24 protein-coding genes and 1 pseudogene are annotated in these 26136 nt (G+C 39.0%); 5 read left to right on the top strand and 20 right to left on the bottom strand.

Going from position 1 to position 26136, the window contains the following annotated elements:
- Positions 1-67: 67 nt before the first annotated feature.
- Positions 68-769: a YceI family protein gene (locus RCP16_RS05525; RefSeq protein ID WP_069328753.1), complete on the bottom strand. Its 702-nt coding sequence runs from the start codon at positions 767-769 to the stop codon at positions 68-70.
- Between the two features lie 226 nt (positions 770-995).
- Between RCP16_RS05525 and RCP16_RS05520 the strand changes: the two genes are divergently transcribed.
- From RCP16_RS05520 to RCP16_RS05510, 3 genes are all read left to right on the top strand, one after another.
- Positions 996-1679, top strand: coding sequence for a response regulator transcription factor (locus RCP16_RS05520; RefSeq protein ID WP_069328790.1), 684 nt, complete (start codon positions 996-998; stop codon positions 1677-1679).
- Positions 1664-3064 (top strand): HAMP domain-containing sensor histidine kinase, encoded by a 1401-nt coding sequence (locus tag RCP16_RS05515; protein WP_193555973.1) that lies wholly within the window; start codon positions 1664-1666, stop codon positions 3062-3064. The genes RCP16_RS05520 and RCP16_RS05515 overlap by 16 nt, the downstream gene beginning before the upstream one ends.
- 238 nt (positions 3065-3302) lie before the next feature.
- Positions 3303-4904: a right-handed parallel beta-helix repeat-containing protein gene (locus RCP16_RS05510; RefSeq protein ID WP_308641835.1), complete on the top strand. Its 1602-nt coding sequence runs from the start codon at positions 3303-3305 to the stop codon at positions 4902-4904.
- Between the two features lie 104 nt (positions 4905-5008).
- On the opposite strand, the pseudogene RCP16_RS05505 reads toward RCP16_RS05510, so the two are convergent.
- The 13 genes and pseudogenes from RCP16_RS05505 to RCP16_RS05445 all read right to left on the bottom strand — a co-directional run.
- Positions 5009-5176: pseudogene (locus RCP16_RS05505) on the bottom strand (excalibur calcium-binding domain-containing protein); the annotation flags it as partial.
- Between the two features lie 294 nt (positions 5177-5470).
- Positions 5471-6403 carry a TIGR02452 family protein gene (locus tag RCP16_RS05500; protein WP_308641834.1) on the bottom strand — a complete coding sequence of 311 codons (933 nt, stop codon included), beginning with the start codon at positions 6401-6403 and terminating at the stop codon, positions 5471-5473.
- Positions 6404-6434: 31 nt separating this feature from the next.
- On the bottom strand, positions 6435-6935 hold the full coding sequence (ybiA, locus tag RCP16_RS05495) for a riboflavin biosynthesis intermediates N-glycosidase (protein ID WP_308641833.1): 501 nt from the start codon (positions 6933-6935) through the stop codon (positions 6435-6437).
- A 30-nt stretch (positions 6936-6965) separates the two neighbouring features.
- Positions 6966-7892 (bottom strand): NUDIX hydrolase, encoded by a 927-nt coding sequence (locus RCP16_RS05490; RefSeq protein ID WP_308641832.1) that lies wholly within the window; start codon positions 7890-7892, stop codon positions 6966-6968.
- Between the two features lie 376 nt (positions 7893-8268).
- Entirely contained in the window at positions 8269-8598 is a 330-nt protein-coding gene (locus RCP16_RS05485) for a hypothetical protein (RefSeq protein ID WP_069328759.1), read from the bottom strand.
- 121 nt (positions 8599-8719) lie between these two features.
- Positions 8720-9295: a TetR/AcrR family transcriptional regulator gene (locus RCP16_RS05480; RefSeq protein WP_069328760.1), complete on the bottom strand. Its 576-nt coding sequence runs from the start codon at positions 9293-9295 to the stop codon at positions 8720-8722.
- A 130-nt stretch (positions 9296-9425) separates the two neighbouring features.
- The gene (locus tag RCP16_RS05475) at positions 9426-9962 is read right to left on the bottom strand and encodes a GNAT family N-acetyltransferase (protein ID WP_308641831.1); all 537 of its coding nucleotides are present in this window, start codon (positions 9960-9962) and stop codon (positions 9426-9428) included.
- Between the two features lie 59 nt (positions 9963-10021).
- A complete protein-coding gene (locus tag RCP16_RS05470; RefSeq protein ID WP_308641830.1) occupies positions 10022-11035 on the bottom strand; it encodes an NADP-dependent oxidoreductase in 1014 nt (337 codons plus the stop codon).
- A 189-nt stretch (positions 11036-11224) separates the two neighbouring features.
- Positions 11225-12304, bottom strand: coding sequence for an alkene reductase (locus RCP16_RS05465; RefSeq protein ID WP_308641829.1), 1080 nt, complete (start codon positions 12302-12304; stop codon positions 11225-11227).
- Between the two features lie 54 nt (positions 12305-12358).
- Complete coding sequence (locus RCP16_RS05460) at positions 12359-13111, bottom strand: SDR family NAD(P)-dependent oxidoreductase (RefSeq protein ID WP_069328763.1); 753 nt, start codon at positions 13109-13111, stop codon at positions 12359-12361.
- 222 nt (positions 13112-13333) lie between these two features.
- Positions 13334-14122 (bottom strand): SDR family NAD(P)-dependent oxidoreductase, encoded by a 789-nt coding sequence (locus RCP16_RS05455; RefSeq protein ID WP_308641828.1) that lies wholly within the window; start codon positions 14120-14122, stop codon positions 13334-13336.
- Positions 14123-14565: 443 nt separating this feature from the next.
- Positions 14566-15429, bottom strand: a complete 864-nt coding sequence (gene nudC, locus RCP16_RS05450) for an NAD(+) diphosphatase (RefSeq protein WP_308641827.1) — start codon at positions 15427-15429, stop codon at positions 14566-14568.
- 288 nt (positions 15430-15717) lie between these two features.
- A complete protein-coding gene (locus tag RCP16_RS05445; RefSeq protein ID WP_083243588.1) occupies positions 15718-16677 on the bottom strand; it encodes an NADP-dependent oxidoreductase in 960 nt (319 codons plus the stop codon).
- Between the two features lie 178 nt (positions 16678-16855).
- Between RCP16_RS05445 and RCP16_RS05440 the strand changes: the two genes are divergently transcribed.
- Positions 16856-17797, top strand: coding sequence for a HEAT repeat domain-containing protein (locus RCP16_RS05440; RefSeq protein ID WP_308641826.1), 942 nt, complete (start codon positions 16856-16858; stop codon positions 17795-17797).
- 90 nt (positions 17798-17887) lie between these two features.
- Here the strand turns inward: RCP16_RS05440 and cydC are convergent, their stop codons facing one another.
- The 5 genes from cydC to RCP16_RS05415 form a co-directional block, all read right to left on the bottom strand.
- Positions 17888-19615 carry a thiol reductant ABC exporter subunit CydC gene (gene cydC, locus RCP16_RS05435; RefSeq protein ID WP_308641825.1) on the bottom strand — a complete coding sequence of 576 codons (1728 nt, stop codon included), beginning with the start codon at positions 19613-19615 and terminating at the stop codon, positions 17888-17890.
- Complete coding sequence (cydD, locus tag RCP16_RS05430) at positions 19612-21411, bottom strand: thiol reductant ABC exporter subunit CydD (protein ID WP_137220585.1); 1800 nt, start codon at positions 21409-21411, stop codon at positions 19612-19614. Before cydD ends, cydC begins: the two co-directional genes overlap by 4 nt.
- A gap of 70 nt (positions 21412-21481) precedes the next feature.
- A complete protein-coding gene (locus tag RCP16_RS05425; RefSeq protein WP_193555924.1) occupies positions 21482-22495 on the bottom strand; it encodes a cytochrome d ubiquinol oxidase subunit II in 1014 nt (337 codons plus the stop codon).
- Entirely contained in the window at positions 22492-23859 is a 1368-nt protein-coding gene (locus RCP16_RS05420) for a cytochrome ubiquinol oxidase subunit I (protein ID WP_069328774.1), read from the bottom strand. Before RCP16_RS05420 ends, RCP16_RS05425 begins: the two co-directional genes overlap by 4 nt.
- A 286-nt stretch (positions 23860-24145) precedes the next feature.
- Positions 24146-24484, bottom strand: a complete 339-nt coding sequence (locus tag RCP16_RS05415; RefSeq protein ID WP_241669234.1) for a winged helix-turn-helix transcriptional regulator — start codon at positions 24482-24484, stop codon at positions 24146-24148.
- 143 nt (positions 24485-24627) lie between these two features.
- On the opposite strand from RCP16_RS05415, the gene RCP16_RS05410 reads away from it, so the two are divergent.
- Positions 24628-25512 (top strand): SDR family oxidoreductase, encoded by an 885-nt coding sequence (locus tag RCP16_RS05410; protein ID WP_308641824.1) that lies wholly within the window; start codon positions 24628-24630, stop codon positions 25510-25512.
- Between the two features lie 148 nt (positions 25513-25660).
- On the opposite strand, the gene RCP16_RS05405 is transcribed toward RCP16_RS05410, so the two are convergent.
- Complete coding sequence (locus tag RCP16_RS05405) at positions 25661-25996, bottom strand: antibiotic biosynthesis monooxygenase (protein WP_308641823.1); 336 nt, start codon at positions 25994-25996, stop codon at positions 25661-25663.
- Between the last annotated feature and the right edge of the window lie 140 nt (positions 25997-26136).

Below are 26136 nucleotides of genomic sequence, written 5' to 3'. Positions count from 1 at the left end.
ATCTCAAATTAGACAGCAAAAAAGCATCCCGATCATAATGACCGAAATGCTTTTTCAAGATAGCTTCTTATTTATCTAATGTTAATTCCAATTGAACACCGATATCATTCTGTGTGCTTAATACAACAGAGTGAGGATTTTTCATACCGAAATCTTCAAATGTGACAGTCGTTGTACCGGATAGTAGAATTTGTCCGCCTTTGTATACTGCTTTACCTGCAACAGTTACATCTTTAGCAATACCTTTAACCGTCAATGTGCCTTTCATGGTGAAATCATTTGTTGCGCCTTCTGTCCATGTTGTTGGCAAGCCTTCAAAAGAAGTTGCTTTGAATGTAGCTTGTGGGAACTTAGCAACATCGAAGAAATCGGCTTCTTTCACATGCTCATCACGTTGCGCTGTTCCTGAATCAATCGCGCTCATATCAATTTGTCCTTCAGCTACCATTTTGGTAGGATCATCTACATTGATATTCCAGTTACCTGTTACTTTGTTATCTACAAAGTTAACGGTCTCTTGTGAAGTGGTAACGGAGAAGTACACTTTAGAAGCATCGGTATTGATTTTCCAATCGCCATTCAGTTGTTCGCCTGTCGCACTTGCACCTGATGCGGTTGCACTGGATTCAGTAGACGTTGCTGCTGGTATGACTTGCTCGATTGCTACTTTGTTCCCCATATAACTCTTCATAAATTGATATCCACCAATAGCTACAACCACAATAACGATAGCTGCAATAATGATGATATTTCTTGTTTTTTTATTCATCGATTTAATCTCCTTTTGTAAACTGTTCTTGTACCCCTATCATAAACGGCGAATGTGTCGAGAAGATGTCCAAATCGATACGGAAGGCTAAAATAATAAAATATTATAAAATGGCTTGATCATTGAAGATCGGTATGTACAATAAGTAGACAACGCATTATGCTCTCATTAAACGATAGTGCAAGCTAAACGTAGATATTATGTAGATATAAGGAGCCTTTGAAATATGAACTTAATACTGATTGTAGAAGATGAAGAAGGTATTGCACGAGTACTTTCGGCTTATTTGAAAAAAGCAGGCTTCGAAACATTACGTGCAACGGATGGTCATCAAGCGTTAGAACTATTCAATTCTTCTGCTCCTGCATTGGTTATCCTTGATATTATGTTACCCGGCATGGATGGCTGGGATTTACTCAAAATTATTCGTAGTAAAAGTGCTTGTCCGGTTATTATGCTGACTGCACGCGATGATATTCAAGATCGACTCACTGGACTGGACGGTGGAGCCGATGATTATATGACCAAGCCTTTTATGCCTGAAGAAGTGGTCGCACGGGTCAATGCAGTACTACGTCGTCGTCCACACTGGAACGATGGAGGCAGTAAACGGAACTTTGGTAATCTAGTAATTGATATGGCTGCCAAACGTGTCTATCTAAATGGTGCTGAGGTGGCACTTAGTCCACGAGATCTATCATTATTACTCTTTTTATCAGAACATCCAAATCGTACATTTACCCGTGATCACTTGATAGAGCAAGTCTGGGGAATGGATTACGATGGAAGTGATCGAGCGGTCGATCTATCGGTCAAAAGATTGCGCCAGTCACTCTCTCACTGGTCATCACAGACGGGAGAACTTCGAACATTGCGCGGAATGGGGTATCAATTTTGGCTAAGCGAGTAAAAAAATCAAAACAAACTTCGATCTTATCGTATTGGACGATTCGTTATTTTCTAATACTGTGTGTTGGATTCTTAATTATTGCAGCTGCGGCGGTCTATTGGGTACGCGATACAGCCATGGATAACCGTTTGAAAACAGCGGGTTTACTCGGACAGGAAGTTGCTGATCGAGTCACTTCGGATAATGGGACTATCGTTATTCCTCAGAGGCTGGATGGTATTATTCAAAATCGACTAAAGTTTTTTAATTTAGATGAATATATGTGTATTATGATCGCTAATGAAAAAGGGCAATTCTTATTCTCTATGCCTAATCTTCCGCAAGATAAATTAAGTAAAAAGTTAACTCCTGATCTTGCCGAACCGACAGATAAACGGTATATGGCGGTAAACACACCTATTTTCAATGAACAAGGAGTTAAGATTGGACAAGTGACTCTTCTTCAATCCAAAAAGTCGTTAACGTATAGCCCAAATGAAATTATATTAGTAGTGGTTCTGTTAAGTACGCTTATTATCTCAGGGTGGCTTACCATCTACTGGCTGTCGCGCAAACTATCCAGACCGATTCAATTAGTAGCCGATGCCGCCAAGCAAATTCGTGCAGGTAACTACGATGTTAACTTGGATATTGATACACGGGAACAAGAAATCACGGAACTTGTGCAATCTTTTGAAGAAATGGCTCAACGGTTGAAGCAATTGGAAGAATGGCGTGCTTTATCGTTAGCTGGAGTTACCCATGAACTGAAAACACCTGTTACATCAATTAAAGGTCTGGTCATGGCGGTACGTGAAGAAGTCGTTACCCAAGATGAAGCCAAAGAATTTCTTGATATTGCACTGAAAGAATCAGATCGTATGGAACGTATGATTGCTGATCTACTGGATTACAATGCTTTTACTTCAGGTAGTGTAGAGATCCAAAGCGATCGATTGCATTTACAATTGTTAATCTCAGAGATTGCCTACCAGTGGAAAATAACACATGAATCATATCCTGTAGATATGATTCTTGATCTGCCTGAAGAACCACTATATACGATGGGCGATTCGCTACGGATTCAACAAATCTTTGTCAATTTATTAAATAATGGATTACAAGCTGTTGATAAAAGTATACCGATTCAATTTCGGATTCGGATGTATGCAGAACAACAATATGTTCATGTTGAAGTAACGGATAACGGAACAGGCGTAGCACCTGAAGATCAATCTCATATTTTCGAACGCTTTTATCGTGGAGATTGTAAAAAGCGTAGTGTACGTGGATTGGGACTCGGATTAACGTATAGTCAATTGCTTGCTCGTGCTCAAGGTGGCGAATTGCGATTGCGTCAAAGTTCTTCTGCGGGTAGTACGTTTGCTTTACAGTTGCCTCGATAATCACATGCTGATTCTGTTCGATAAATCTGCTAAATCAATATATGACTCCAAAGGTGAATCTTTAGATTCGCCTTTTTGGATTGCTATAAAACTTAAATGATATGGATACAACTACGGAATAGGATATATTCACTTAACTTATTAAGTAAGTTTACCTTTTTAGAGAGTTGGTTAATTTATTATATGATCCTAAATTATGGGATTATACTATGAATTAACATTATTAGGGGGCTGTGTCATGAAAAAGAGGCAGATAGGTATAAGTATATTATCGGTAATGTTATTGGGATGGAGCCAGATTCCTGCTCAGGTAGATGCTGCTTCTACGTCTTATCAAGCATCTAGCGACTTTGCTACCACACAAGGACAACATAATTGGTATTATCAACAAGGGTCTGGCAATACATACTCTAATCTCACTTATAATACGGGTGCGAGTCGTTGGGATTTGAATCAAAGTTATCCATGGGTTTCTGCTAATGCTCAGCATCCCGGCAATACTGCTGATGCTGTTCGTACATGGATATCTCCAGGTACAGGCACGATCACGATCTCTGGAAGTATCACTAAAGGCTCCGCAGATGGCGATGGTATCCAAGCTACGATCAAAAAAGACAACACTACTTTGTGGACGCAAAAAATTACAACGACTGCTGACCAAAACCCTACCGGAGTTACTCAAATTCCAGTGGTCAAAGGCACACAAATTCATTTTGTAATCAATAAAGTACAGTCGATCAGCTTCGATCATACCCTATGGAATCCAACAATTACGTATACCACTCCAGACAATCAGTATCTATCGATAGTCGATTTTGGAGCTATCCCCAATGACGGCAAAGATGATTACGCTGCGATTACCAAAACAATTACAGAAGCTAAAAAACAAGGAAAAGAAGTCTATGTACCGACAGGCAATTTTACACTAAGTCAAATTCTTAAAGTAGATAGTGTAGCCATTCATGGAGAATCTCAAGATAGCTCTATCCTGACTTCTACTGATCCTAACAATGGCTCGATTGATCTGTCTGGAACCAGCCCTGCTCTTCGCAAATTGACCCATACGTATCAGACGACCGTTGAACGTGGCAATGGTGCGAATGAGAAAAACAGTATTACTGTACATGGCGCAACTAACTTTACGATTGATCATGTGACTGTAGACAAATCGAGTGCTGCTGGAATGTTAATAAGAGGTCAAGCTAATCAAGGAACGATTACAAATAACATTGTACAAGACACAGGAGCAGATGGTATTCATACAACTGATGGGAGTTATAATATTACGATTGCAAATAATAAGGTCAATCGTACTCTGGACGATATGATTGCTGTTGTTAGCTACGGTGATGATAAAGATAGCTCAGGCAAATTACTCCCTACTCATGACGTAAAAATTCTTAACAATCAAGTTAATGGTAGTACAGAAGCACGTGGTATTTCTGTCGTTGGCGGTCATGATGTACTGATTGAAGGTAACTCTATTCAAAATACTTACATGGCTGGAATTTTAGTGGCTACAGAAGCGGGCGATTATAATACTCAAGATGTCAATCAAGTTACTGTTAATAACAACACACTAAATTCTACTGCTACTAATCTAGGCGGTGGTCATCCAAGCCTTTTGGTAACTACAGGACCGGGAAAAATCGATAATGTAACATTTAATGATAATACAATTAGTGAAGCAGGTAAGTATGTTTTCGGTACATTAGGTAGCGGAACGATGGGTACAATTAATTTTAATCGCAATAATATTATTGGAACAGGAAAAAGTGGACTATATATTTTTAAAAATGGGAACGTATTCGTAGATGGAGAAAAAAAGGTACTTACTTAATAATTAAAGACTGCATTACATTCACCATTAAATAAAAAGGAACCTTTGCTCCCTACGAGGAGGACAAAGGTTCTTTTTTTATTTTAATATAAAAAAGCTATAGACTATTCGCAAGCTATGCCGTCTTTATCACGATCTAATTTTAAACGGTATCCTGGCTCTCCTTTATACAAAGGCGCTTTACCTGCTTTGCGAACAGCGCTACAGTTTTTGTAAAAGACTGTTTTGGATTTGGTATTCACATAATTTCCAGCTTGACTGGATTGTGCTTGAACCGTTGGTGCAACAGCTACTGTTAATCCTGCTAATAATGATAATGCGATTAATCCTGAACATGCTTTGTTCATTTTTTTCATGAGTATACCCCTTTACATTATAAGTGTTATTATACTTTTTTGGTACTATATGGATTATATCGGAGAGTTAGTTAAATTGTTTAGTTTAATTTATAAGTTACTTTCAAAAAATAAAAAGCATACCTTATGATGGACAAGCCACATTGGTATGCTTTGGGATATATAAGACTTGAACTTTATCTATGGAGATTGGCTGAATCCATACGCTCATTATAGTGAAAATACTTTCTCAAAAGCTTGAATAACATGCTTCTTGGGGGATCGATCATACACAGCAAAAACAATCTGTTTAAATAAGAGTGCATATTTTTCTTCTAGTAGCACTTGACGGAACCACGCTGCTACTTCGTGCGGATCATTGCGAAATACACCACATCCGAATGCACCTAATACCAGATACTCGTCTCCCTGCTCTGCGGCTATAGCCAAAATATAGCGAATACGTTCTAACATCACTTCACCGATTCGATCTACATTTGCAGGTTCACGTTCTCTGACTACACCTGCATTAACAGCTGGTGCAGTAATCATAGATACTTGATAGGTCTGTGCTCTCAGCGAACCATCGTCTTCCCGAAAGACCGTTACTTGTGGTGAGTAGATCATATAATCTGAATACAGACAACTTTTTTGCTTACGATTATAATCATACATTTCAGTCATTTGAATCTGACTCGGATACAGAGAAGATGAACGTGCTAGACTTTCTTCTTGCGCCTGGCTTCCTCCTAGAAAGCCACCACCAGGATTACGTGCAGAAGCAAAGTTTAGACAAGCGACTTTGTCACGTTGTTGTCTCATGGTGAGTTGTTCAACTGCTTTGAGCGTTGAATAAGGATTTACAATAATCTTTGACGCACAGCGCTCATCATCCGACAATGACGACTCTTCCGGTTGTAATAAATCTGCTATATTTGGATTTCCTATGTGAGTTGTATGTTGTAAAAGAGTGTTGATCTTTGCGACTGCTTTTTCTTTGACTGTTGGTAATTTTTCAGGTGTATACAGAACAGAATGATTGATAGTATATTCAATCTCTGACTTGATCTCAATCTGTTTACCTGATAGTACTTTGTAATGACCTCGTTCTAAAATATCTAATGTTTCTTGCGCCCACTTGGAGCGAACTTCTCGTGATGTCATGATTGGCAACTCCTTACTTCTCTATTTCTAGTTAGACTTGAGACAATAAATCTTCTCGCAGTTGTATTAAAACTTCGCCCAGCCAATTCGTTCCCCGCCATGTTGCCCGCTGATGGATACGAGGATCATCTTCAGATAATCCAATACCCCAGATACGATCAGATGGACTGGCTTCGACTAAAGTCTGTCCAGCTGTGGCTAACAGTACCAGTAATAACTCCGGGTTCTGCGTAAACTTGGCATGATTGCCACGGTATACGATATTTTTGGCTTCTCGATTCCAAAGCTCATCATCAAATCGTTGAATCTGTCTACCTAACGCTTTTTGCTGACGCGGATGGTCGGCTTGCAAAATACGTGCAGCGATATCCCGATCACCGAATAATTGCGCTTTGCCATACATCATATATTGTTCTGCTGATGTAAATTGCTGCCCTTCCAACTCAAAAGAAGCTGGATACCACTGAGAGAATGGAGAGGCATCTCGGTAAAAAAATAAAAAACGTTCAGATTGAGAGCTTGATCTACTCATTGTATGATTCCTCTTTTCTTGATCTAGACGTTATTTGATGACCTCTTCCCAAGCGGGACGAAAACGAAAAAGTTGGGACGGTCGATGTCCTGCATCTTTGGTATATTCATTCGTAGCTACGACTTGTGAAGCGATTTTACGACGAAATGCAGGTGCTAATAACTCGCGATCCAAAATAATTTCATAGACTTGTTGTAATGCAGATAATGTAAATAACGGTGGCATCAAATTAAAAGCAATATCGGTATACTCAATTTTGCTACGCAAACGTTCTACACCATAAGCAATCATTTTGGCATGGTCAAAAGCGATTCCTTCGCTCTCTATTACTTCCCAGCGTACATCGTTGATCGTACCTCGATAGACATGAGTGACTCGAACCAAGCCAGATAATTCATGTTCGCCATGCTGTAAATGAATACGAATATCCCGCTCAATCTCGCATCCATCGGGTAAACGTACTTTCTTCTCTTGCATAATCTGATAATTAAGCTTAAACCATCTTGCATCGTCTGCGTCTTCTCCCGCTTGTACTTGCTGAGTTGTAGAATCGACCAGTGCCATGTAAGAACAACTGATTACCCGTGTGCGAGGATCACGATTCACTTCGCCCCATGTGTATAATTGCTCCATATAGATGTGCTCTAGATTCGTTTCACTCCGCAATTCCCGAGCCGCCGCTTCATCCAGACTTTCGTCGATAGATACGAACCCACCCGGTAATGCCCACTGCCCCATATATGGATGTTCACCACGTTGAATCATCAGCAACTGCAATGACTTTTCTGGTAATTTGCGATAGTTATCTTGCTCTTGATTCATGACTGTAAAAATCAGCATATCGACTGTAGCTGAAGGTCGATCATATATACCAGCATCATATTGTTCCAGAAATTGTTCTTCTGTAAGACCTTTATGGTTAAGAATGGGCGTCGCATCAGTTGGCGAATCAGACATAAATATAACCTCCGTATTAGAATTAGCTATTATTAGTATTTACGTTTATTGGTTAAATGTGTTCAGCAAAATAAATCAGATATATATTCGAATGATATTCACTTATTGTTATTAACATATAGTTATTATTAACTAAAATTACCCTCCAAGTCAACATTGATCATAAAATAAACCAAAAAGACTTTCTCTAGATAACAGAGAAAGCCTATAGTGCAAAATATCAAATCTACCGTTTATTTACGTTGATTACGCTTATTTTTACGATTCGTTTGGATAGTCATAAAACCAAAAATAATAAAGACTACTCCTGCACCTACAAGCATTTGTATCAAAAAATCCATTATTTCACCTCAAGCTTAGTCGTTATGTATACAGCTTACTTTACACTTAACCGATTACGCAGTACTTGCCACACTTTTATTAGAAAATATGCTGTAATATAGCAACCTATTAATGATACAAAAAAAGAATCTGTTTTAAAATATACTTTCTCTGTATGCATAGTGATAAACCATAGATTTTCATATCCTGTCAGATCATCACTTGTCTGCAATGTTAAAAAAGAAGAAAACTGACCAAACTGATACTGCTTTACAATATCTGAAGGGAAATTTCGTGTTATATGTACTCTATTAGGTATTAACATAAACAGTAACATCACAATTACAGTCACTAGCCAAACTCTTTTATGATCAAAAAAAGTCATATTGTCCTCCTTTCCTATCAAACGTGTAATATAAACATTGTATACCAAATAAAAAAGCCTGAAACATTATGACTCTCTCGCGATCGCAAATGGTTAGGCTATAGTTATAAGGTTATATACTTCATTTGTTCAAAATCCTTAACGTGGTATCTATAATATCTGTTAATTTCTGCTGATCTACAGCTGTTTTCACTGTGGTACGTAGACCTAACCAGGCATTCATAAAATAGTGAGCCAGCAGTTCAGCATCAAGGTCTGCTTGGATCTCTCCACTTCCTTGACCTGCCACCAGTAGATCCAACAAACATTGTTCAGTGTGTGTATAAGCACCTTCTACTAATGCAGAGACTTCAGGATCGAGTGTACCTAATTCTACACCAGAATTCACCATTAGACAGCCTTTCGGTAATGCTTGATTATCGACCGTTGTTTCCAGAAATATACGAATGATATCTGTAACAGGAACTTGCCGTTCCAATAAATGTTGCAGTCGTTGGGACTGAAGAAGTTGATAGCGTTGCAGCGCTTGAATAAACAGCGCATGTTTATCTCCAAATGTATCATAGATACTTCTGCGATGAATCCCCATCGTATCAACCAATTCTTGCATTGACGTCTTCTCATAACCTTGGGACCAGAATAGATACATCGCTTTATCGAGTACTTCATTGATTTCAAATTCTTTATGCCTTGCCATTGTTCTCACCTCGCTTATTTAGTATACATTGAAGTGAATGATCAGCAAACGTGAGATTGATCCCAACTCATTCCTAACAGAAACTGTTGAATCTTTAACATCATAGTATTAATCTTTTAAAATCATGCTATTATTCTTCAAAATCCAAATAATAATAGATATCAGAATTGCCTCGTTCAGATGTAAAATGGTAATCTCTTGTATTCAAACCGCCGATTTCAAAACCATATTTTAAATAGAATTTATTTGCAGCAAGATTATACGATTGGGCAATAGTACTCAAGCCCTTACAATTTTTTTCTTTGGATACGACTATTCCCAAATTAAGCATATCTGTAGAGACACCACTTCTACGATAGTTTTGATTTACTTTCAGATCACTAAGATAACAATACTTATTCCAATGGATCTCAAACACAGCGAGTCCAACACAGATATCCTGATCAAAGGCAGCTATAGCAAAACCATTCTGATAGATTTTGGCAAATGAATAATTTTCTTCTGGAAATGTTTTCTCCTGCGTCTGATCAAAGTACTTTTCTTGATACTCCCATTGATCATTAGGCTTGGTCACGATTAATTCACCGAATATCTGAAAGGTCTCATTAGGTAATTGCAGAGAATCTTTGGTTGCTTCTGTAATCAATTCAATTCTTATATGATTCAATTTGTAGCCTCCTTCGATCTCTAACTATTCAGCTTCCAGAGTCTACAAAACTGAACGTATCAGAATTGTATAATAACTTTACCTTTTGGTCGACCATTAGCTACAAGCTCTAACGCATAATTGATATCGTTGATCGTAAATGTCTGCGGATGAAGAAGTGGAACAATATGATTGGTTTCAACGATTTGAGTAATTTCTTTCAATTGTGTACCGTCTGAGCGGACAAAGATAAATCGATATTGTATGTCTTTCTTCTTCGCTTTGTTATCGTATCTCGCACCAACAGCACCAAAAAGCTTTTGTTTCCACCAAGGAAAGCCACGATCTTCTGCAAAACGTTTATTAGGTCCAGTACGAAGAGAAAGTAATCGTCCGCCACGCTTCATAATTTGTAATTCATTATCGAACTCTTCCGGTCCTAAAGCATCGATCACATGATCAATATTCGTTAGAACGTCTACATAATTTTCTTTCGTATAATCTAAATATTGATCTGCACCAATCTGTAACGTACGTTCGCGTGTCTGTGCATTGCCGCTTACAATAACTTTTAATCCCATAGCTTTGGCGATAGGTACAGCGATTTGTCCAAAACTACCAGATCCACCGGCAATAAACACAGACTGCCCTGATTTTGCTTCTAGTTCTTCATGTAGCCCTTGATAAGCAGTAAGTCCTGTCAATGCTACCGCTGAAGCTTCTGCATAAGACAAATTTTTGGGCATGGGTGCAATAGCCGCCGCATCTACAGCTACATACTCGGCGAATGCGCCTATTTTTTTCAAAGGTAACCGTGTGTAAATATCATCGCCTACCTGAAATTCACGTACATTTTTACCTACTTTTTCAATCACACCTGCTAATTCATTACCGATTGTCAGTGGAAAAGTGTAGTCCTGAATTAATTTGACACTGCCTGTTATGATTAACATTTCTAGTGGATTCACAGCGGCAGCTTTGACTTTGACCAGCACTTCATGATCTTCAATATCTGGAATCGAAATCGTATTCACCTGTGCTTCTATTTGCTTGGAATACTTGCTGATCTGAGCAGCTTTCATTGTTTTGTTCAAGTGTGAGTACACATCCTTTTTAAATTCATTTTAGAATTTATGTTTTTAGTCGTATTATACAAATATATACCATTTATGTTAAAAAATCCTATTTATACTTATTAAAATATTGAATAATAGAGAGCGTACATGGTTTAAATTGTACGCTCTCTTTAAGCAGATCAAAGGAATGACTGTGTTACTGTTTTTCTAATTCTTTTGTTTTTCTAATTCTTTTAACGTAGGATAATCCGTGTAACCCTCGCTACCTCCACTAAAGAATGCAGCAGGGTTTGCTTCATTTAGTGGTGCGCCTGTTTGAAGTCTTTCTACCAAATCAGGATTAGCTAATGCCCATACACCAACCGGTACAAGATCAGCTAGACCACTATCTAGATCTGCACTTATATTTTCTAATGTCCGACCTGCACGATTAACCAATAACGGATTCGTCCATATAGATCGAATATCTTTTAACAATTCTTCATTTCCAAGGTGCATGATATGAAGATAAGCCAGATTGAATTGTGCTAATTCTTTGGTCAGGTAACGATAAAGATCAGGACCCTGTTCACCTTCTTCAATACCGCCAAGTGGTGTATGTGGAGAAATACGGAATCCTGTTTTGTCGGCTCCAATCTCCTCTACAATCGCTTGGGCAACTTCGATAGCAAAGCGAGCACGATTTTCGATCGAACCACCATATTCATCAGTACGTGTATTTGAATTTTCGCCTATAAATTGATTAATCAGATAACCGTTCGCCCCATGAATCTCAACGCCATCTGCTCTAGCTGCAATAGCAGCAGCCGCGGCTTGACGGAACTCTTGAATCGTTATTTGAATCTCTTCTTGGCTCAACTCACGAGGTACAGGGATATTTTGCATACCATTTGCTGTAAACATATCGACGCCAGGAGCAATCGCAGAAGGCGCTACGGCTTGACGATGATGAGGTGTATTTTCAGGATGTGACATCCGTCCAACATGCATCAATTGTATATAGACATATCCGCCTGCTTCATGAACAGAATCAATCACTTTTTTCCAGCCTGCGATATGTTGTTCTGTATAAATACCGGGTGACCATAAGTATCCTTGACCATCGTCTGAAGGCTGTGCTCCTTCTGTAATCAGAAGCCCCAAAGAAGCGCGTTGCGTATAATACTCTGCGGCTAACTCTCCAGGGGTACCATCTTCTTGTGCTCTACTGCGTGTCATCGGTGCCATAGCTAGTCGATGATGTAATTCCATATTTCCTATTTTCGTGGGGGTCCATAATTTTTCCATTTGTCTTCCTCCGATATTTGATAGGTTATAAGCTGAATACCACTTAATTGATATTTAAAATTCTGAAATGACCGGGTAGATCGGTGCTGTTAAATTAAAATCGTAATTGGTATCAACAATACCTACAGTCTCTGTACCTTCATACAGATTCACCATAAATCCAGCCATTTCTTTTGCTGTGTGATACTTAGGCATATTGGCTTGATAATCATATTCTTCAATATCGTTTGAGTTTTTCACAAAATCGGTTTCAGTGATCGCTGGAGCCAATACTTTAGCTTTCAGATGCGCACCTTTGATTTCTAATTCTTTGGCAAGACCTTCTGTAAATGCACTTACATAATATTTAGAAGCAGAGTAGGCTACACTTCCAACAGCAATCGCATAACCAAGTGCTGAAGATACATTGATCAATTGAGTGCCTTCGATATTTGCATAATCCTTAACATAAAGAGTGGAAAGAATCGTTAATGATTCGATATTAACTTTTAACATCATTTCGACTTTACTTAGATTCTGATCGACGATGAAAGAACCTTCACCAAGTCCTGCATTGTTGATCCAAGTCTCGATTTGATAATTTTTTAGACTGTTGTATAGCGTATAGGCTTGCTGAGTGATAGAAAGATCACTCTCCACGATTACAACATCTAATGCTGGATGCAATTCTTTGATTTTGGCTTGAAGTTCTTCGAGCTTTTCTACTCTTCTGGCTACGATAATTAAGTTCTTTCCTTTAGCTGCAAATGCCAATGCGCTCTCATAACCAATTCCTGAACTTGCTCCTGTGATCACTGTATATTTCATTATTATTGCTCCCTTTAATCATATTTTTAATTTGAGAACGATCATTCTATAATTGATATAAAAGACCGTTTCTCTTTCTTTCGCCATAAGCATATCATTTCTAGAACGATCGGTAAAGTATTATTTTTAAAAATCATTTGTTGTGTCAAAAAGAAGTCATAGGCTGGAATTTAACCATTACTTAAATAATAAAGTGACTCTTCTGCATCTAAAATGTAACGCTTAATGGTTGGTGTTAGCTTGTGTAGATCTTACGAGACGAGTTGTCCATTTGCGTGGTAATAATCGTGGCATAAATGCTAATAAGCGATTGCGTGCTCCCGGTATAATCAACGTATCTCCTTTTAAAAATCCGTGATACCCTTCCTTCGCTACTTGACTAGATGTCATGACTGAACCGCTTTTTGCCATTTGCGGAGCTTCTTCCATACCGGAACGATTGAAAAATCCAGTCGCTGTCACTCCCGGGCATAATGCTGTCACAGTCACATCGGTTCCACGTAGTTCATTTTCAAGTGCTTCTGTAAAAGATAATACATAGGCTTTAGACGCATAATACACAGACATCAGCGGACCCGGAAAAAATCCAACAAGTGAAGATACATTCATGATCCCGCCATGTCCTCGCTTCACCATATCCGGTAGAAATAACTTGGTCATTACAGTTAAAGCTTTGATATTGATATCAATCATATTCACTTCTTGTTCTAGATCTGTTTCTAAAAACGTTCCATACAAGCCAAATCCAGCATTATTAATCAGGTAATCTACGACAATTCCTTTTTCCTGAAGTTCTGCAAAAACAGCTTGAGGCATTCCTGTTTCCGAGACATCTTTGGCGATGATTATCGAGTGTGTACCGTATTTTTGTTTGTACTCTTTCGCCATTTCTTGTAGCTTGGCTTCATTACGTGCTACCAACACCAAGTTATAGCTATCTCTTGCAAAAAGATCTGCTAATTCTTTTCCAATCCCACCGGATACGCCTGTGATCAATACGGTTTTTTTCATTGTCATGGCTCCTTATTCATATAGTAAGTGAAAGTTAAACGTGTTCGTTGTATTCATTTATAAGACTGTACAAAGGATAATGATTGCTAACATAAAAATATAAGAATGATCGTTCTAAAAATATCAAAAAAATAAACTTTTCTTTGAATATCTTATTTGCGTATAAACATTCTTTACATATGGTTAGTTAGCAACCTTCTGTTTTAAACTCTACCATATTGAGAACGATCGGTAAAGAAAAATATTTTTTATTTCTATATGTTAAAGAATTAGATATTAAAAAGCCTTTAGCCCGTATAAGCTAAAGACTTCTATTGGAGTGTAATTGTTAGATAAGCAAAGACTCGTTGCTTATCAACCTGTACTAACATTTCGGACAACATAGACTAATAGTAACCATAATACAAATATGATGCCGTAGAACTGCTGCTTTCACATTTTATCTAGCTTTTATATTCTTCTACATACCAGTCAATCATCTTACGTGCAATACTGACTCGCGGTGGAATATTTGGGAGTTCATCCGCATGGAACCACTTCGCTTCGGCGATCTCTTCACCATCGACTTGAATCTCACCGCTATCATATTCAGCGATAAAGCCGATCATGAGTGAATGTGGGAATGGCCACGGTTGACTGTCGTAATAGCGAATATTTTTGATCTTGATACCGACCTCTTCCATCGTTTCCCGTTGTACACAGTCTTCTAGTGTCTCTCCAGGTTCTACAAAGCCTGCGATCAGACCATACATGTTATTTGGAAAATGACCTGCACGAGCGAGCAGAATCTGATCACCTTTTAAAATAACTGTAATCACAGCAGGTGACAGACGAGGATAATGAGACAATCCGCAATTTGGACAAACTTTGCTACGTTCATGATCTGCATGATTCAGCGGATTGCCACAGCGTCCGCAGAACTGGTGTGTTGCATCCCAAGACAGCATTTGCAGACCCCGTCCAGCTACATGGAACAAATCTTCATCAATTCGGTCATATAGAGCAAAAAGAGGTAGAAAAATCATACCTTCCGGTACGGTACTGTCTTCTGCAACTTCAGCCGTATAACAGGAAGCACCTTCGATCGAACCGAGATAAAGTGTGCGGTTAGACGTTAATCCATACTTGTCCAGATGATCTCCAACCGGAACGGCTAGTAGGTCGCCTGTTTCATGAACAAGTAGTTGGTTCCCACGAAAGATAAACCAGTACCCTATCGAGTTTTCCTGCTCTGTAGGTCGAAGTGCAGGACTATATCGTTTATAAATGCTTTCAATGGTCGGTTGCATGGAATCAGAACCTTTCATGTGCGTACTTTTTACGTTATTTGTGATATGTTGTACATCATTAAGTTTACCCTAAGAACAGAATGGATCAAACGTCAATCTACAAATCTCTACATTATCTGGGAAAAGGATGTATCTATACATGAGCAAAATAAAATATACAGTTGCAATCTTTACCAGTGTAGCTTTACTATTATCAGCCTGTAATCAGGGATCGCTCATTCTATGTGTAACTCACTACAACCTAATAAAATCCCCTTTATAATCAAAGGGGATACTTTTAAGTATTTGAGCTAACATCAGTATGTCTTACTCTCCTACAGTAATTAACACTTTACCGCGAACGGTTCCTACTTCTGCACGGTGATGCAGTTCTGGGAGGTCTTTAAGTTTTACTTTTTCAGCAATGACAGGTTTGAGTACACCTTCATCGACAAGCTTCGCAATATGAGCCAATTGTTCTCCGCTTTGTTGTACATTCATATGGACTACATTTACGTTTAACTCTTTAGCTACTTTTCCATCTGCCGGGCTTGTGATAGAGACGAGTGTTCCGCCTTCACGCAATAAGTGAAGCCAGTTGCTGACTTCATTAGAACCCTCTGGAGAAAGGTTGAAAATAAGATCCAGCTTGTCTTCGATTCGTTCTTCGACCATTTCTTGATTGTAGTCGATCAGTTCATCGATTCCGATTTCTTTGAGCATCGGGAAACTGGCTTCAGATGCGGTACCGATCACATGCGCACCTTTCCATTTGGCTAATTGTACCGCTAATGTACCTACTCCACCTGCGGCTCCAGCGATCAAGACACGTTGCCCACTTTCAAGCTGACCGTGATCGAATAACGCTTGCCATGCGGTTAACGCCCCTACTGGCATTGCAGCAACTTCTGGAAGCTTGATCTTTTTGGGTGCTACAGCCACATATTCTGCTTTGGTCGCCACATATTCGGCAGCTGCACCATTAGATAGAATATTCAGTAAAGCAAAAACAGATTCGCCTACTTTCAGATTCTTCACGCCTTTACCGATCTCAGTAATCGTACCGGATACTTCTACATTCGGAATATAAGGTAATTTATGAGGAAATGTTTCTTGCACGACACCCATTCGAATCAGATGATCCAATGGATTAAAAGCTGTCGCTGAAACTTTAATCAATACTTCATCCGCTTCAATCTTTGGCATTAGCACATTCTCATAGTGCATTTTTTCACTATTGCCGTAAGCATGAACTCTTATCGCGTGCATCATTTCTGGAGCTGGCATATTGAACACCTCTTTGGTTTTTTGAGTAGCACATTCCAATAAATAAGCGCTTACAAATATTTGCTCATTAGGTTTATCTTACGCTTAACTTTGATGTAATACAATGAACAATAAGATATACACGATGGATCGCCATTTGACGTATACTTGAAATATGTATTTTAAAGGAGGTTATTTCATGGAACATATCGATTACATACAGGATCTAGTCTATCGAATGAGTGTAAAAACCGATGAACATGGCCAAGCTGTAAGAAGTTCGGGCGATAGTGTAGGGTGGAAAGCTCGCAAAGAAGCCCAGCAATTGAAAGAAGAACATTGGATTGATATTGTAGACACGGTATGGACACAGACAACCCATGTAGATGATCGTAAACATCTCTTTTTTATATGGAGTCATCTTGCACGTCATACTCAAGGCACACGAGCGGTAGACAAAATGTTATTGTATTTCCAATCTATCCCTCCTCGTGAACAAATGATGCTTTTGCACACCTTTACCTATGTGCCCTTTGTTCCAGACGCTACGCCATTCTTATCTTTGTCTTATGCCAAAAAAGCTTCAGTACGTCATAATGCTATCGAAATATTAGGTCATTGTGATCGTGAAGTTGTTGGTGAACGCCTTATTGAACTATTATCGATATCCAAAAACCATCTTGATTTATTTTATATCCTTCTGGCTATTCAGGATGCAAACCTATATATTGCTGCTCCTTATCTGGTTCCTCATTTGCGTTCCAACAAAGTGGATATTCGTGCATTATGTATTCATATCTTATCTGCATTTGACGGTAAGCATTATCTATCTATTTTTGAACATCATTTAGCCAAAGACTTATCCTCTTCTGTCAAATGGAATGCTATGCAGGCTATTGCCAAACATGGTACTCCTTCTCAAGTCAAGCTAGTTCTTAAACGAGTTAAATCTATCGTTTCTAGACCTCGTGCAAGTAGACAACATCCTACAAGTGAGTTGATGTATGGTATATCTTTTCTCCATCGTGTGGCTAGCGACGATCCTGATGTTGTGAAATGGTTACAAGAAATCAGAACCACCAAGTATGATAATCTGTTTGAATATGAGCAAAAGTGGCTCAACGAATTATTGCCCGAGTAATATTGTAGTTACTTATTGGCTACTTATTGATATCCTTTTCTCAAGAAATCATGACTTCTTTACACATTACTTGAGAAAAGGATAACTTTTTTATATAGCCACTTCCCCGATCATTTGCCACTCCACTTTCTTCATTTCATAAAAGTATCCCTTTTTATCCATAAGTTCTGCATATGAACCGATTTCTACAATCTTTCCTTGATCCATCACCACAATCTGATCCATCTTTTCCAATCCAGTAAGACGATGCCCGATCAGAAGCAACGTGTCTTCAGCGCTGTGTGCCAAAATCTGTTGTAAGACAGATTGTTCTGTCACGTAATCAAGTGATGATGTCGGTTCATCGAGAAGCCATAGCCTCCCTTTGCGCAACATTGCACGTGCTAGAGCCAGTCGCTGTTTCTCTCCATCTGATAAGTTTTCGCCTTTTTCATAGACGATATCATTTAATAAAATATGAGGGAGTTGCATCTGATGCAGTACATGTAATAAGTGCTTATCCGAATATTCTTTATTGTCTAATAATAGATTGTCACGAATGGTTCCTCTAAAAAAGTGCCCTTGTTGTAATACCACATTCGCGTTCTGCCAAATACTGTTCTCATCCAGTTCCTTCAGAGCTACACCATTTAATCGTATATCGCCAGCTGTAGGGGTACGAAGCTTGAGCAACAAGTCGATCAATGTGGATTTGCCAGATCCGCTCGGACCGACAATTGCTGTTTTGGAACCTGCATCTAAATGTAACGATACTTTTTGTAGTGCAGGTCTCCATTCGTCTTCATATTGAAAAGTCACCTGATTCAGATCAATCGAGATGGCTTGATCATCTGACTCTATTCTTAGCGATGGTGCAGGTAGAGATGCCGAACTGCCTACTGTGTCTTGTAGACGTTTTGCGGCATGTTCACTATCTTGCTTGTACGCTGGTAATGTAGCCATCGCCGCTGCTTCTTCGAAAACCGTAAGTGAAGCCATAATAAGCATTGCTAGAAATACGCCTGCAAGTGCTCCATCAATAATTAAAAAAGCTCCTAGTGCCAGCACTCCCCACGAAATAAGATACGTTACAAATGTATGCATCGCTTGTCCACGTAGAAGATTCTCGGCTGCTTTTTGTTGTTCTTCTGTTAACGTAGCAGAAGTTTGTTGAAGCTGTTGTTCACGCTGTATCAATTGTCCATAAATTTTCAAATCTCGAAAACCGTACAATACTTCGGTTACTTCTGTAGAAAATAAAGCTCGCTCTTCGCGAACACGTCCATTGATTTTGCGTTGTCCGAATAATACGATGGATGGTACCACCAAAGCTGTTAATAGCATTCCTACTACAAATAAACCAGCAATCCAAAATGAAAAAGTAGACGTAAATATCATCGTTGCCAAAAATACGAGCACGACAATAATAGGCGGATATGCTACACGCAAAAAGTAGTTTTGTAAGCTTTCTACATCGCCTACGATACGTGCCAGTAGATCACCGCTTCGATTTTTGTTTAATATGCCAGGCGTTATTGGAATAAGCTTTGCAAAGAAAGCAGTACGTAATCGGCTAAGCATAGAAAATGTAGCTCGATGTGAATACAATCGTTCTGCATAACGACTTCCTGCGCGAAGCAGACCTAACAGCTTAACCATAGATGTAATAATAATCAACGTATATAACGGTGGCGCAAATACAGTCTGCGAGATCATATATCCACTTGCCGAGAATAGAGCCACTCCGGCGATACCTGCAATAAACCCACCCAGTATAGAAAGGATAATATCTTTGCGTTCTTGCAACATCGCTTTGGACATGATAGCTAACTCATTCATGCTATACCTCCTTTTTGTTGAACATTTACCATTTCAGCGTATAAAGGTAGACGATCTATAAGTTCATCATGACGTCCCGTATCTACGACTGCACCATGGTCCATAAATACAATTTGATCCGCATCTTGAATCGTATACAATCGGTGAGCGACTGTAATCATAGTTGCGGTTTGAGACAATAGTGCAATCGAACGCTGAAGTACCTGCTCGGTATGCAGATCCAACCCTACCGTAGGTTCATCGAATAAAATAATAGTAGGTCGTTTGAGAAAAGCGCGGGCTAGCGCAAGTCGTTGCTTTTCTCCCCCTGAGAGTCCTCTACCGCCATCTCCAATCACAGTCTCCAACCCTTGTTGCAACTGATCAATAAGTACCGTCAGCCCTGCTTCTTCAGCCGCCTGTTCAATCTCAGCTGTTGAAACCTGTCTACCTGCACCGATCGAGATATTTTCAGCAATTGTCCCTGCAAAAATATAAGGATGCTGTGTTATATAGCTAACCTGTCTGAACCACGCCGATTGTTGAGATTCCAATAATACTTTTCGATTCACCAATACTTCTCCTGAAGTAGGCTTTAGCAAGCCAGCAATCAAATGTAGCAATGTTGTTTTACCTGATCCACTTTTGCCCACAATAGCAATATGTTCTCCAGCTTGAAAAGAAATGTTGCCAGTCTGAATTTCAAAAGAATCAGTACCATAGTGAAAATGAACATCTTCCAGTTCAATGGATAAAGGTGTAGATTGATCTAAAGTGGTTGATATATCTTGGGATTTCGTAATCTGCTGATTAGAAGCACTTATTGATTGCCCGATGTCTTCTAGTTCATTTGTTATCTGTGATTCAGCAAGCATCTGATCGACTTTGCGGATAGCTCCCATACTTGTACGCCCACTATGAAAAGCAGTACCTGTATTTTTTAACAGACTATAGAACTCGGGGATCAATAGTAGAATAAGAAAAGCCGTGTGAAACGCCATGGATTTGAACACTAGCAATTGCAGAGCCAGTTCCAGCGCTACAATGCCTATACTTAACATCACAATCGATTCCAGCATAAAGGTATTGGTAAAAGCAATCTTCAAAATACTCATCGTCGCATCACGATACCCTAGACTGCTACGTTCGATTTCTTGTTGCTGATGATTAGCCCGTCCAAATATTTTTAACGAAACAAGCCCTTGAAGCGAGTCTAGAAAAGTACCTGAAAATTCAGCGAGTTGTGTATATTTTTCTTCAGACTTATTTTTCGTTTTGAGACCTACTAGAATCATAAACAAAGGAATAAATGGTGCAGTACACAACAGAATCCAACCTGTATTGGAATGGAGGTAAAATGTAACGATTAAAATCAGAATGGGAATCATAGCCGCTTCCATCATTCGAGGCATATATTGGCTAAAATACTGATCGGCTTCATCTACAGCATCCAGAGCGATACTGACTTTTCCACCGGTCTGTCCACGAAGAGTGCTTGGCATCGAAGTATAGATCAGACTTTGTAAGACAGCAGATCGCATATTGGTTTTGGCACGGGCAGCCATATGTAAGCCTACTTTGCCATTGCTATAAAAGAGTAATGTACGTATAACCATCACTGCGAGCAACAGACCGAGCAGTGTGATTACGGATGAGAAAGAAGCTTTTTCTACAAAAATTCGCTGTACTACTTCAGCAAGCAATACCGCCTGAGCGATCATCGTGATACCTAGTACCAACGAAATCATAGCAAGGAGAGTCCTATTTTTCCGTTGCAACGACATTTGTTCACTGATGAGACCGGATGTTCTACTCATTGCATTCTCCTCCTTTATCCATCAAGGCATACAAGGAATCTCCTCATATGCCACTATCCATTCACAAGTGTTATTTCTTTCCTTTTACATAATCTGCATCAAATAAGAACAGCTTAAATACCAGAATCAGTGAAGGAATTAACAGACATAGTCCTCCAATAAATACCACTACAAGTGCAAAGCCCATAGATGGCGAAGTGGCACTGCTCTGAATCGTAATGTATGGATCAAGAATATATGGATACTGCCCAATACCATAAGCGAAAAAGGCGCAGAAAAATTGTAACATGATACAAATAAACGCTAAGCCGTAACGACGTCCATTGTATAAAAGCCACATGGCGATCATAAAGAAAGCAACAGATAACGCAAGTAACCACCATAGATCCATCATATTTTGAAAATGTCGTTCATTGTGTTGACCGAGATAAATAAATGCTGTTAAAGCTAGCACAATCGTAGGTGTACTCCAAAACAAAGCGTATCCTCGCATCAGCTTCAATGCGGACTCATCTTCTGCACGTGAAGCATAAAAGGTTAGAAATGTACCACTAATAAACAACACTGACACAATCGCAAGCCCTACAATACTCCAAGATAATGGATTCGTGAATAATGCCCAATAATCCAGAGAAACAACGTCTCCTTGCTTGAGGATAAATCCACCTTCAGCCAAAGTTAGTGCTACCGATAATGAAGCAGGAATCAGCAATCCTGTCGCACCATACAAAAAGAGATAAACGATGTTGTTTTTAGAACCATAATTTTCAAAAGCATAGAACGAGCCTCGAATAGCCAGAAGAACGATCGCAATACTTCCCGGAACCAGTAATGCTGACCCGTAATAATAAGCCGTATCTGGAAAAAATCCGACAATACCAATATAGAAAAAGACGAAAAACACATTGGTGATCTCCCAGACAGGTGATAAATAACGGGAGATTAAGCGGTTAATTAAATGATCTTGCTTGGTTAAGCGTGCATAAAAAGCGAAGAAACCTGCTCCAAAATCAATCGAAGCGACTATTAAATATCCGTACAAAAATAGCCATAGCACCGAGATCCCAATCAATTCATAACTCATGATAAAGGCCCACCTTTCTCGCTTGGTGGCTCAGGCTGTTCTTTTAACCATTTCTCCATCTCAAGTTCAGCAGGATTATTATTGAACAATCGTCTTAATACAAGAACACATATTGTGCCAAGTACGATATAAAGAAGTAAAAATACAAAGAACAAAATGCGGACACTTGGTGAAGATGTCGCTGCTTCTTCGACTCGCATATATCCTCGAATAATCCAAGGCTGTCTGCCAAGCTCTGCGTAGAACCATCCCATTTCGACAGCTAGAAATGCTAGCGGTGCGCATAGTGCAATAATACGAAGCATCCACTTATTCAATTCATTGCGCTTTTTCCAGAATAACAATACGAAATAAAGACTGGAGATCATCAGCAACGTAAATCCGATCCCAGCCATCGAATCAAATAAATAATGTACCAAAAGAGGTGGACGTTCATCGATAGGGAATTCATTCAGCCCTGTAACTTCTGCATTAAAGTCGCCAAATGCTAAAAAGCTAAGAATTTTGGGTAAATGAAGTGCTCCTATAATCTCATGCTCTGCATTCAACCACCCCAACAGAACCAAGTCTGCTCCGCGTTCTGTTTCAAAATGCCATTCTGCTGCTGCTAATTTCTCAGGTTGATGCTCTGCCAAGAACTTAGCGGATACATCGCCTGCTAATGTATTCAACAGACTAAATAGTAAAACAACAGCCATCATCAGATTTAAGCCTTTTTTGTGATAAGCAGATACGCCTTTTCTTAACATAGCAAAAGCAGCAATGCCTGCTAATAACGCAGCACCTGTTAGATAAGCTGAACTTAATACATGGAATACTTTAGAAAATGTCGCTGTATTGAGCATCGCTTGTACAGGATTGACAGCTATAAATTGCCCGGCTTCCATCACAAATCCACCTGGTGCATTCATAAATCCATTCACTGTTGTAATAAATACAGCAGACATGCCTGCTCCAGCTACAATCGGAATAGTCAGTAACCAATGAATATACGGATTTTTGAAGCGATCCCATGTGTACAAATAGATGCCTAAGAAAATAGCTTCAAAAAAGAATGCAAATACTTCCATAAATAAAGGTAATGCAATCACATTGCCGGCTAATTTCATAAAGTTAGGCCATACAAGCGCCAACTGTAGCGATATCGCTGTACCTGTGACCACACCCACTGCTACTGAAATCACAAATCCTCGTGACCATCTTTTTGCCATAAGTATGTAATGTTGATCTTTCTTACGGATACCCATCCATTCTGCTATTGCAATCATGAGCGGTATCCCTACACCTAGTGTTGCAAAAATAACGTGGAACCCGAGCGTTAACCCTGTTACAAGTCTGCTCCATAACACCGTATCGATTTCCATACCTGTATTGCCCCCTTTCAAAATAGATCAAGCGACTGCACGTCTTGATAGTTAAAATTATTGTATTCTAATTTTCGACCAATTCAATCACAGTCACATTTTTGTCCCTAATCGTTCCAAGAAGGAACATATCTTTCTGACAAGTTAGTGAAAAATAGCGAAAATACTCGAATGGGCTATTGTGTTATTTGGCTTATCCCTTTAATGACAAAAGATCGTATCCTGAACACGCAAAAAAAGCCGCTAAGTTAGCGACTTTGCCTGATCAATATAATTTTCAACAGTCTTACATATGTTGTAGACCCCATTCTTGTAGTTGTAATAAAATCGGAGTCAACGTTTTTCCTTTGTCTGTTAGAAAGTATTCCACACGAGGAGGCATTTCAGCATAAGCGACTCGGTGTATTAATCCATCTGCTTCCAATTCACGCAATTGGCGTGTAAGTGTACGATGTGTCACGGTAGAAAGTGCTCTTTGAAGTTCATTGAATCGAATTTTATCGTTTTGCAGTAACTGATATACAATCAAAATCTTCCATTTCCCACCAATCGTATTGATTGCAAATTCTACAGGACATGATTTACAATTTTCCATTAATTTAATTTCCGTTACCTTCATTTCCATTGATTTACCTCCAACAGTATCCTTAAAGATACCTGATATCTTACATGTGCGTACTTACATAAAGTGTGTAACTTGATTATGATAAATATAACATTTCGTTCGATGTTGAACAAATGAACTGATGATAAGGAGCTGTTTTATATATGGAAACAATTTTGGTCTATGGAGCATCAGGTGTACAAGGTGGAGCTGTCGCTAGATTATTAACATCTAAAGGAGTTACTGTTCGCACACTTACTCGCCAAGAAAAAAATGTAGCGACTTTGAAGGAACAAGGAATAGAAGCATTTGTTGGAGATTTGTCTGTATTAGAGACTTTACATGAAGCAAATAGCAATGTAGATAAAATATTTTTAAATATGCCGATTGAGTATGATACAGAACTAATGAAGCAACAGATTACCAATGCAGTACAAGCGGCTCAGCAAGCTAATGTACAACTAATCGTTGTGAATTCGAATGGATTTTTGCCAGAACAACATACAGCCACTGCAACGTTAGAAGTTAAGCGCGAAATGATTCAATACGTACAGCAAAGCGGTATTCCGACTATTTTGGTAAAACCTACTTTGTATATGGAAAACTTTTTAATTCCAGGACTGATCAATCAAGGCATGCTTTTCTATCCTGTCCCTGCGGACAAGCCTATTCCGTGGATCAGTTCTGAAGACGCCGCTCAATATCATTATTATGCATTAAATCATCCTGAATTAGCAGGTCATACTCTTTTAGCTCCTGGGCCAGAAGCATTGACAGGTGAAGAATTGGGGCATCAGTTTACACAAGCTTTGGGAAAAGATATCACTTTCCAGTCTCTAAATTATGATGACTTTCAAGCTTCGCTTACACCTGTAATGGGTGCTCAACAAGCTACAGGTATTGCGAATTTTTATCGTTGGATTGGAGAAAATGTAGATTCTTTGAACTACTATAAGGTGGAGGATCGTGTCATCGTACCTGATCTTCAACTGACTTCACTCAAAGATTGGTTGCAACAACCGCATATACAATCTATTCTTCAGGCTTAAACAAGCTACCCTTAGAATAACGGATTATAATCACAATGTCTTTTAATATTATTCAAAAGGCACAACAAAAAGGGATGAACGACGTGTTATCGTCGTTCATCCCTTTTCTATTGCATATTTTTATACTATAAAGGTAGTCTAACAGACATTAAGATTTGGTGATATTGGATGTTCCTGTTTTGATCGCTTTGATATCATATTTGGCATTTATCGAATCAACAACATACTCGGGCTTAGGTTGACCTGCTTTTTGGCGATGTCCTTGTACATGATCATCACTTTTCTCCCAGTTCTTCCATGCTTCTTCAGACTCCCAACGGAATAAAAGAACCACTTCTTCTTCCCCTTTACGAGTCTGCTTCACCATAATATTCAAATCAACAAATCCAGGCTGTTCTTCCAAAATACCGGCTTGGTTAAAACGTTCTACGACTTGATGAGAGTTACCTTCTGTGACTGTAATACTACGCATAATTGCAAACATTGTTAAACCTCCTTCAAAGCATTTGTTCTTTTATTATAAATGATAATCATTATCATTGTCAAAACAACTATATTCACCTGACAATTTGGCGCATAAAATGACAGGATTAGCTTGAACTTTTGACTTATAATAAACACCAA

Source organism: Paenibacillus nuruki (genome assembly GCF_963311185.1).
Lineage (GTDB): Bacteria > Bacillota > Bacilli > Paenibacillales > Paenibacillaceae > Saccharibacillus > Saccharibacillus nuruki.
Note: the sequence above shows the minus strand (reverse complement) of the source record. Positions and strands in the feature narration are given on the sequence as shown.

What these genes read in the sequence shown, in the direction of transcription:
- RCP16_RS05525 (WP_069328753.1), bottom strand. Translation starts at nt 769, where the DNA reads ATGAATAAAAAAACAAGAAATATCATCATTATTGCAGCTATCGTTATT.
- RCP16_RS05520 (WP_069328790.1), top strand. Translation starts at nt 996, where the DNA reads ATGAACTTAATACTGATTGTAGAAGATGAAGAAGGTATTGCACGAGTA.
- RCP16_RS05510 (WP_308641835.1), top strand. Translation starts at nt 3,303, where the DNA reads ATGAAAAAGAGGCAGATAGGTATAAGTATATTATCGGTAATGTTATTG.
- RCP16_RS05500 (WP_308641834.1), bottom strand. Translation starts at nt 6,403, where the DNA reads ATGACATCACGAGAAGTTCGCTCCAAGTGGGCGCAAGAAACATTAGAT.
- ybiA (WP_308641833.1), bottom strand. Translation starts at nt 6,935, where the DNA reads ATGAGTAGATCAAGCTCTCAATCTGAACGTTTTTTATTTTTTTACCGA.
- RCP16_RS05490 (WP_308641832.1), bottom strand. Translation starts at nt 7,892, where the DNA reads ATGTCTGATTCGCCAACTGATGCGACGCCCATTCTTAACCATAAAGGT.
- RCP16_RS05485 (WP_069328759.1), bottom strand. Translation starts at nt 8,598, where the DNA reads ATGACTTTTTTTGATCATAAAAGAGTTTGGCTAGTGACTGTAATTGTG.
- RCP16_RS05480 (WP_069328760.1), bottom strand. Translation starts at nt 9,295, where the DNA reads ATGGCAAGGCATAAAGAATTTGAAATCAATGAAGTACTCGATAAAGCG.
- RCP16_RS05465 (WP_308641829.1), bottom strand. Translation starts at nt 12,304, where the DNA reads ATGGAAAAATTATGGACCCCCACGAAAATAGGAAATATGGAATTACAT.
- RCP16_RS05460 (WP_069328763.1), bottom strand. Translation starts at nt 13,111, where the DNA reads ATGAAATATACAGTGATCACAGGAGCAAGTTCAGGAATTGGTTATGAG.
- RCP16_RS05455 (WP_308641828.1), bottom strand. Translation starts at nt 14,122, where the DNA reads ATGAAAAAAACCGTATTGATCACAGGCGTATCCGGTGGGATTGGAAAA.
- nudC (WP_308641827.1), bottom strand. Translation starts at nt 15,429, where the DNA reads ATGAAAGGTTCTGATTCCATGCAACCGACCATTGAAAGCATTTATAAA.
- RCP16_RS05445 (WP_083243588.1), bottom strand. Translation starts at nt 16,677, where the DNA reads ATGCCAGCTCCAGAAATGATGCACGCGATAAGAGTTCATGCTTACGGC.
- RCP16_RS05440 (WP_308641826.1), top strand. Translation starts at nt 16,856, where the DNA reads ATGGAACATATCGATTACATACAGGATCTAGTCTATCGAATGAGTGTA.
- cydC (WP_308641825.1), bottom strand. Translation starts at nt 19,615, where the DNA reads ATGAATGAGTTAGCTATCATGTCCAAAGCGATGTTGCAAGAACGCAAA.
- cydD (WP_137220585.1), bottom strand. Translation starts at nt 21,411, where the DNA reads ATGAGTAGAACATCCGGTCTCATCAGTGAACAAATGTCGTTGCAACGG.
- RCP16_RS05425 (WP_193555924.1), bottom strand. Translation starts at nt 22,495, where the DNA reads ATGAGTTATGAATTGATTGGGATCTCGGTGCTATGGCTATTTTTGTAC.
- RCP16_RS05420 (WP_069328774.1), bottom strand. Translation starts at nt 23,859, where the DNA reads ATGGAAATCGATACGGTGTTATGGAGCAGACTTGTAACAGGGTTAACG.
- RCP16_RS05415 (WP_241669234.1), bottom strand. Translation starts at nt 24,484, where the DNA reads ATGGAAATGAAGGTAACGGAAATTAAATTAATGGAAAATTGTAAATCA.
- RCP16_RS05410 (WP_308641824.1), top strand. Translation starts at nt 24,628, where the DNA reads ATGGAAACAATTTTGGTCTATGGAGCATCAGGTGTACAAGGTGGAGCT.
- RCP16_RS05405 (WP_308641823.1), bottom strand. Translation starts at nt 25,996, where the DNA reads ATGTTTGCAATTATGCGTAGTATTACAGTCACAGAAGGTAACTCTCAT.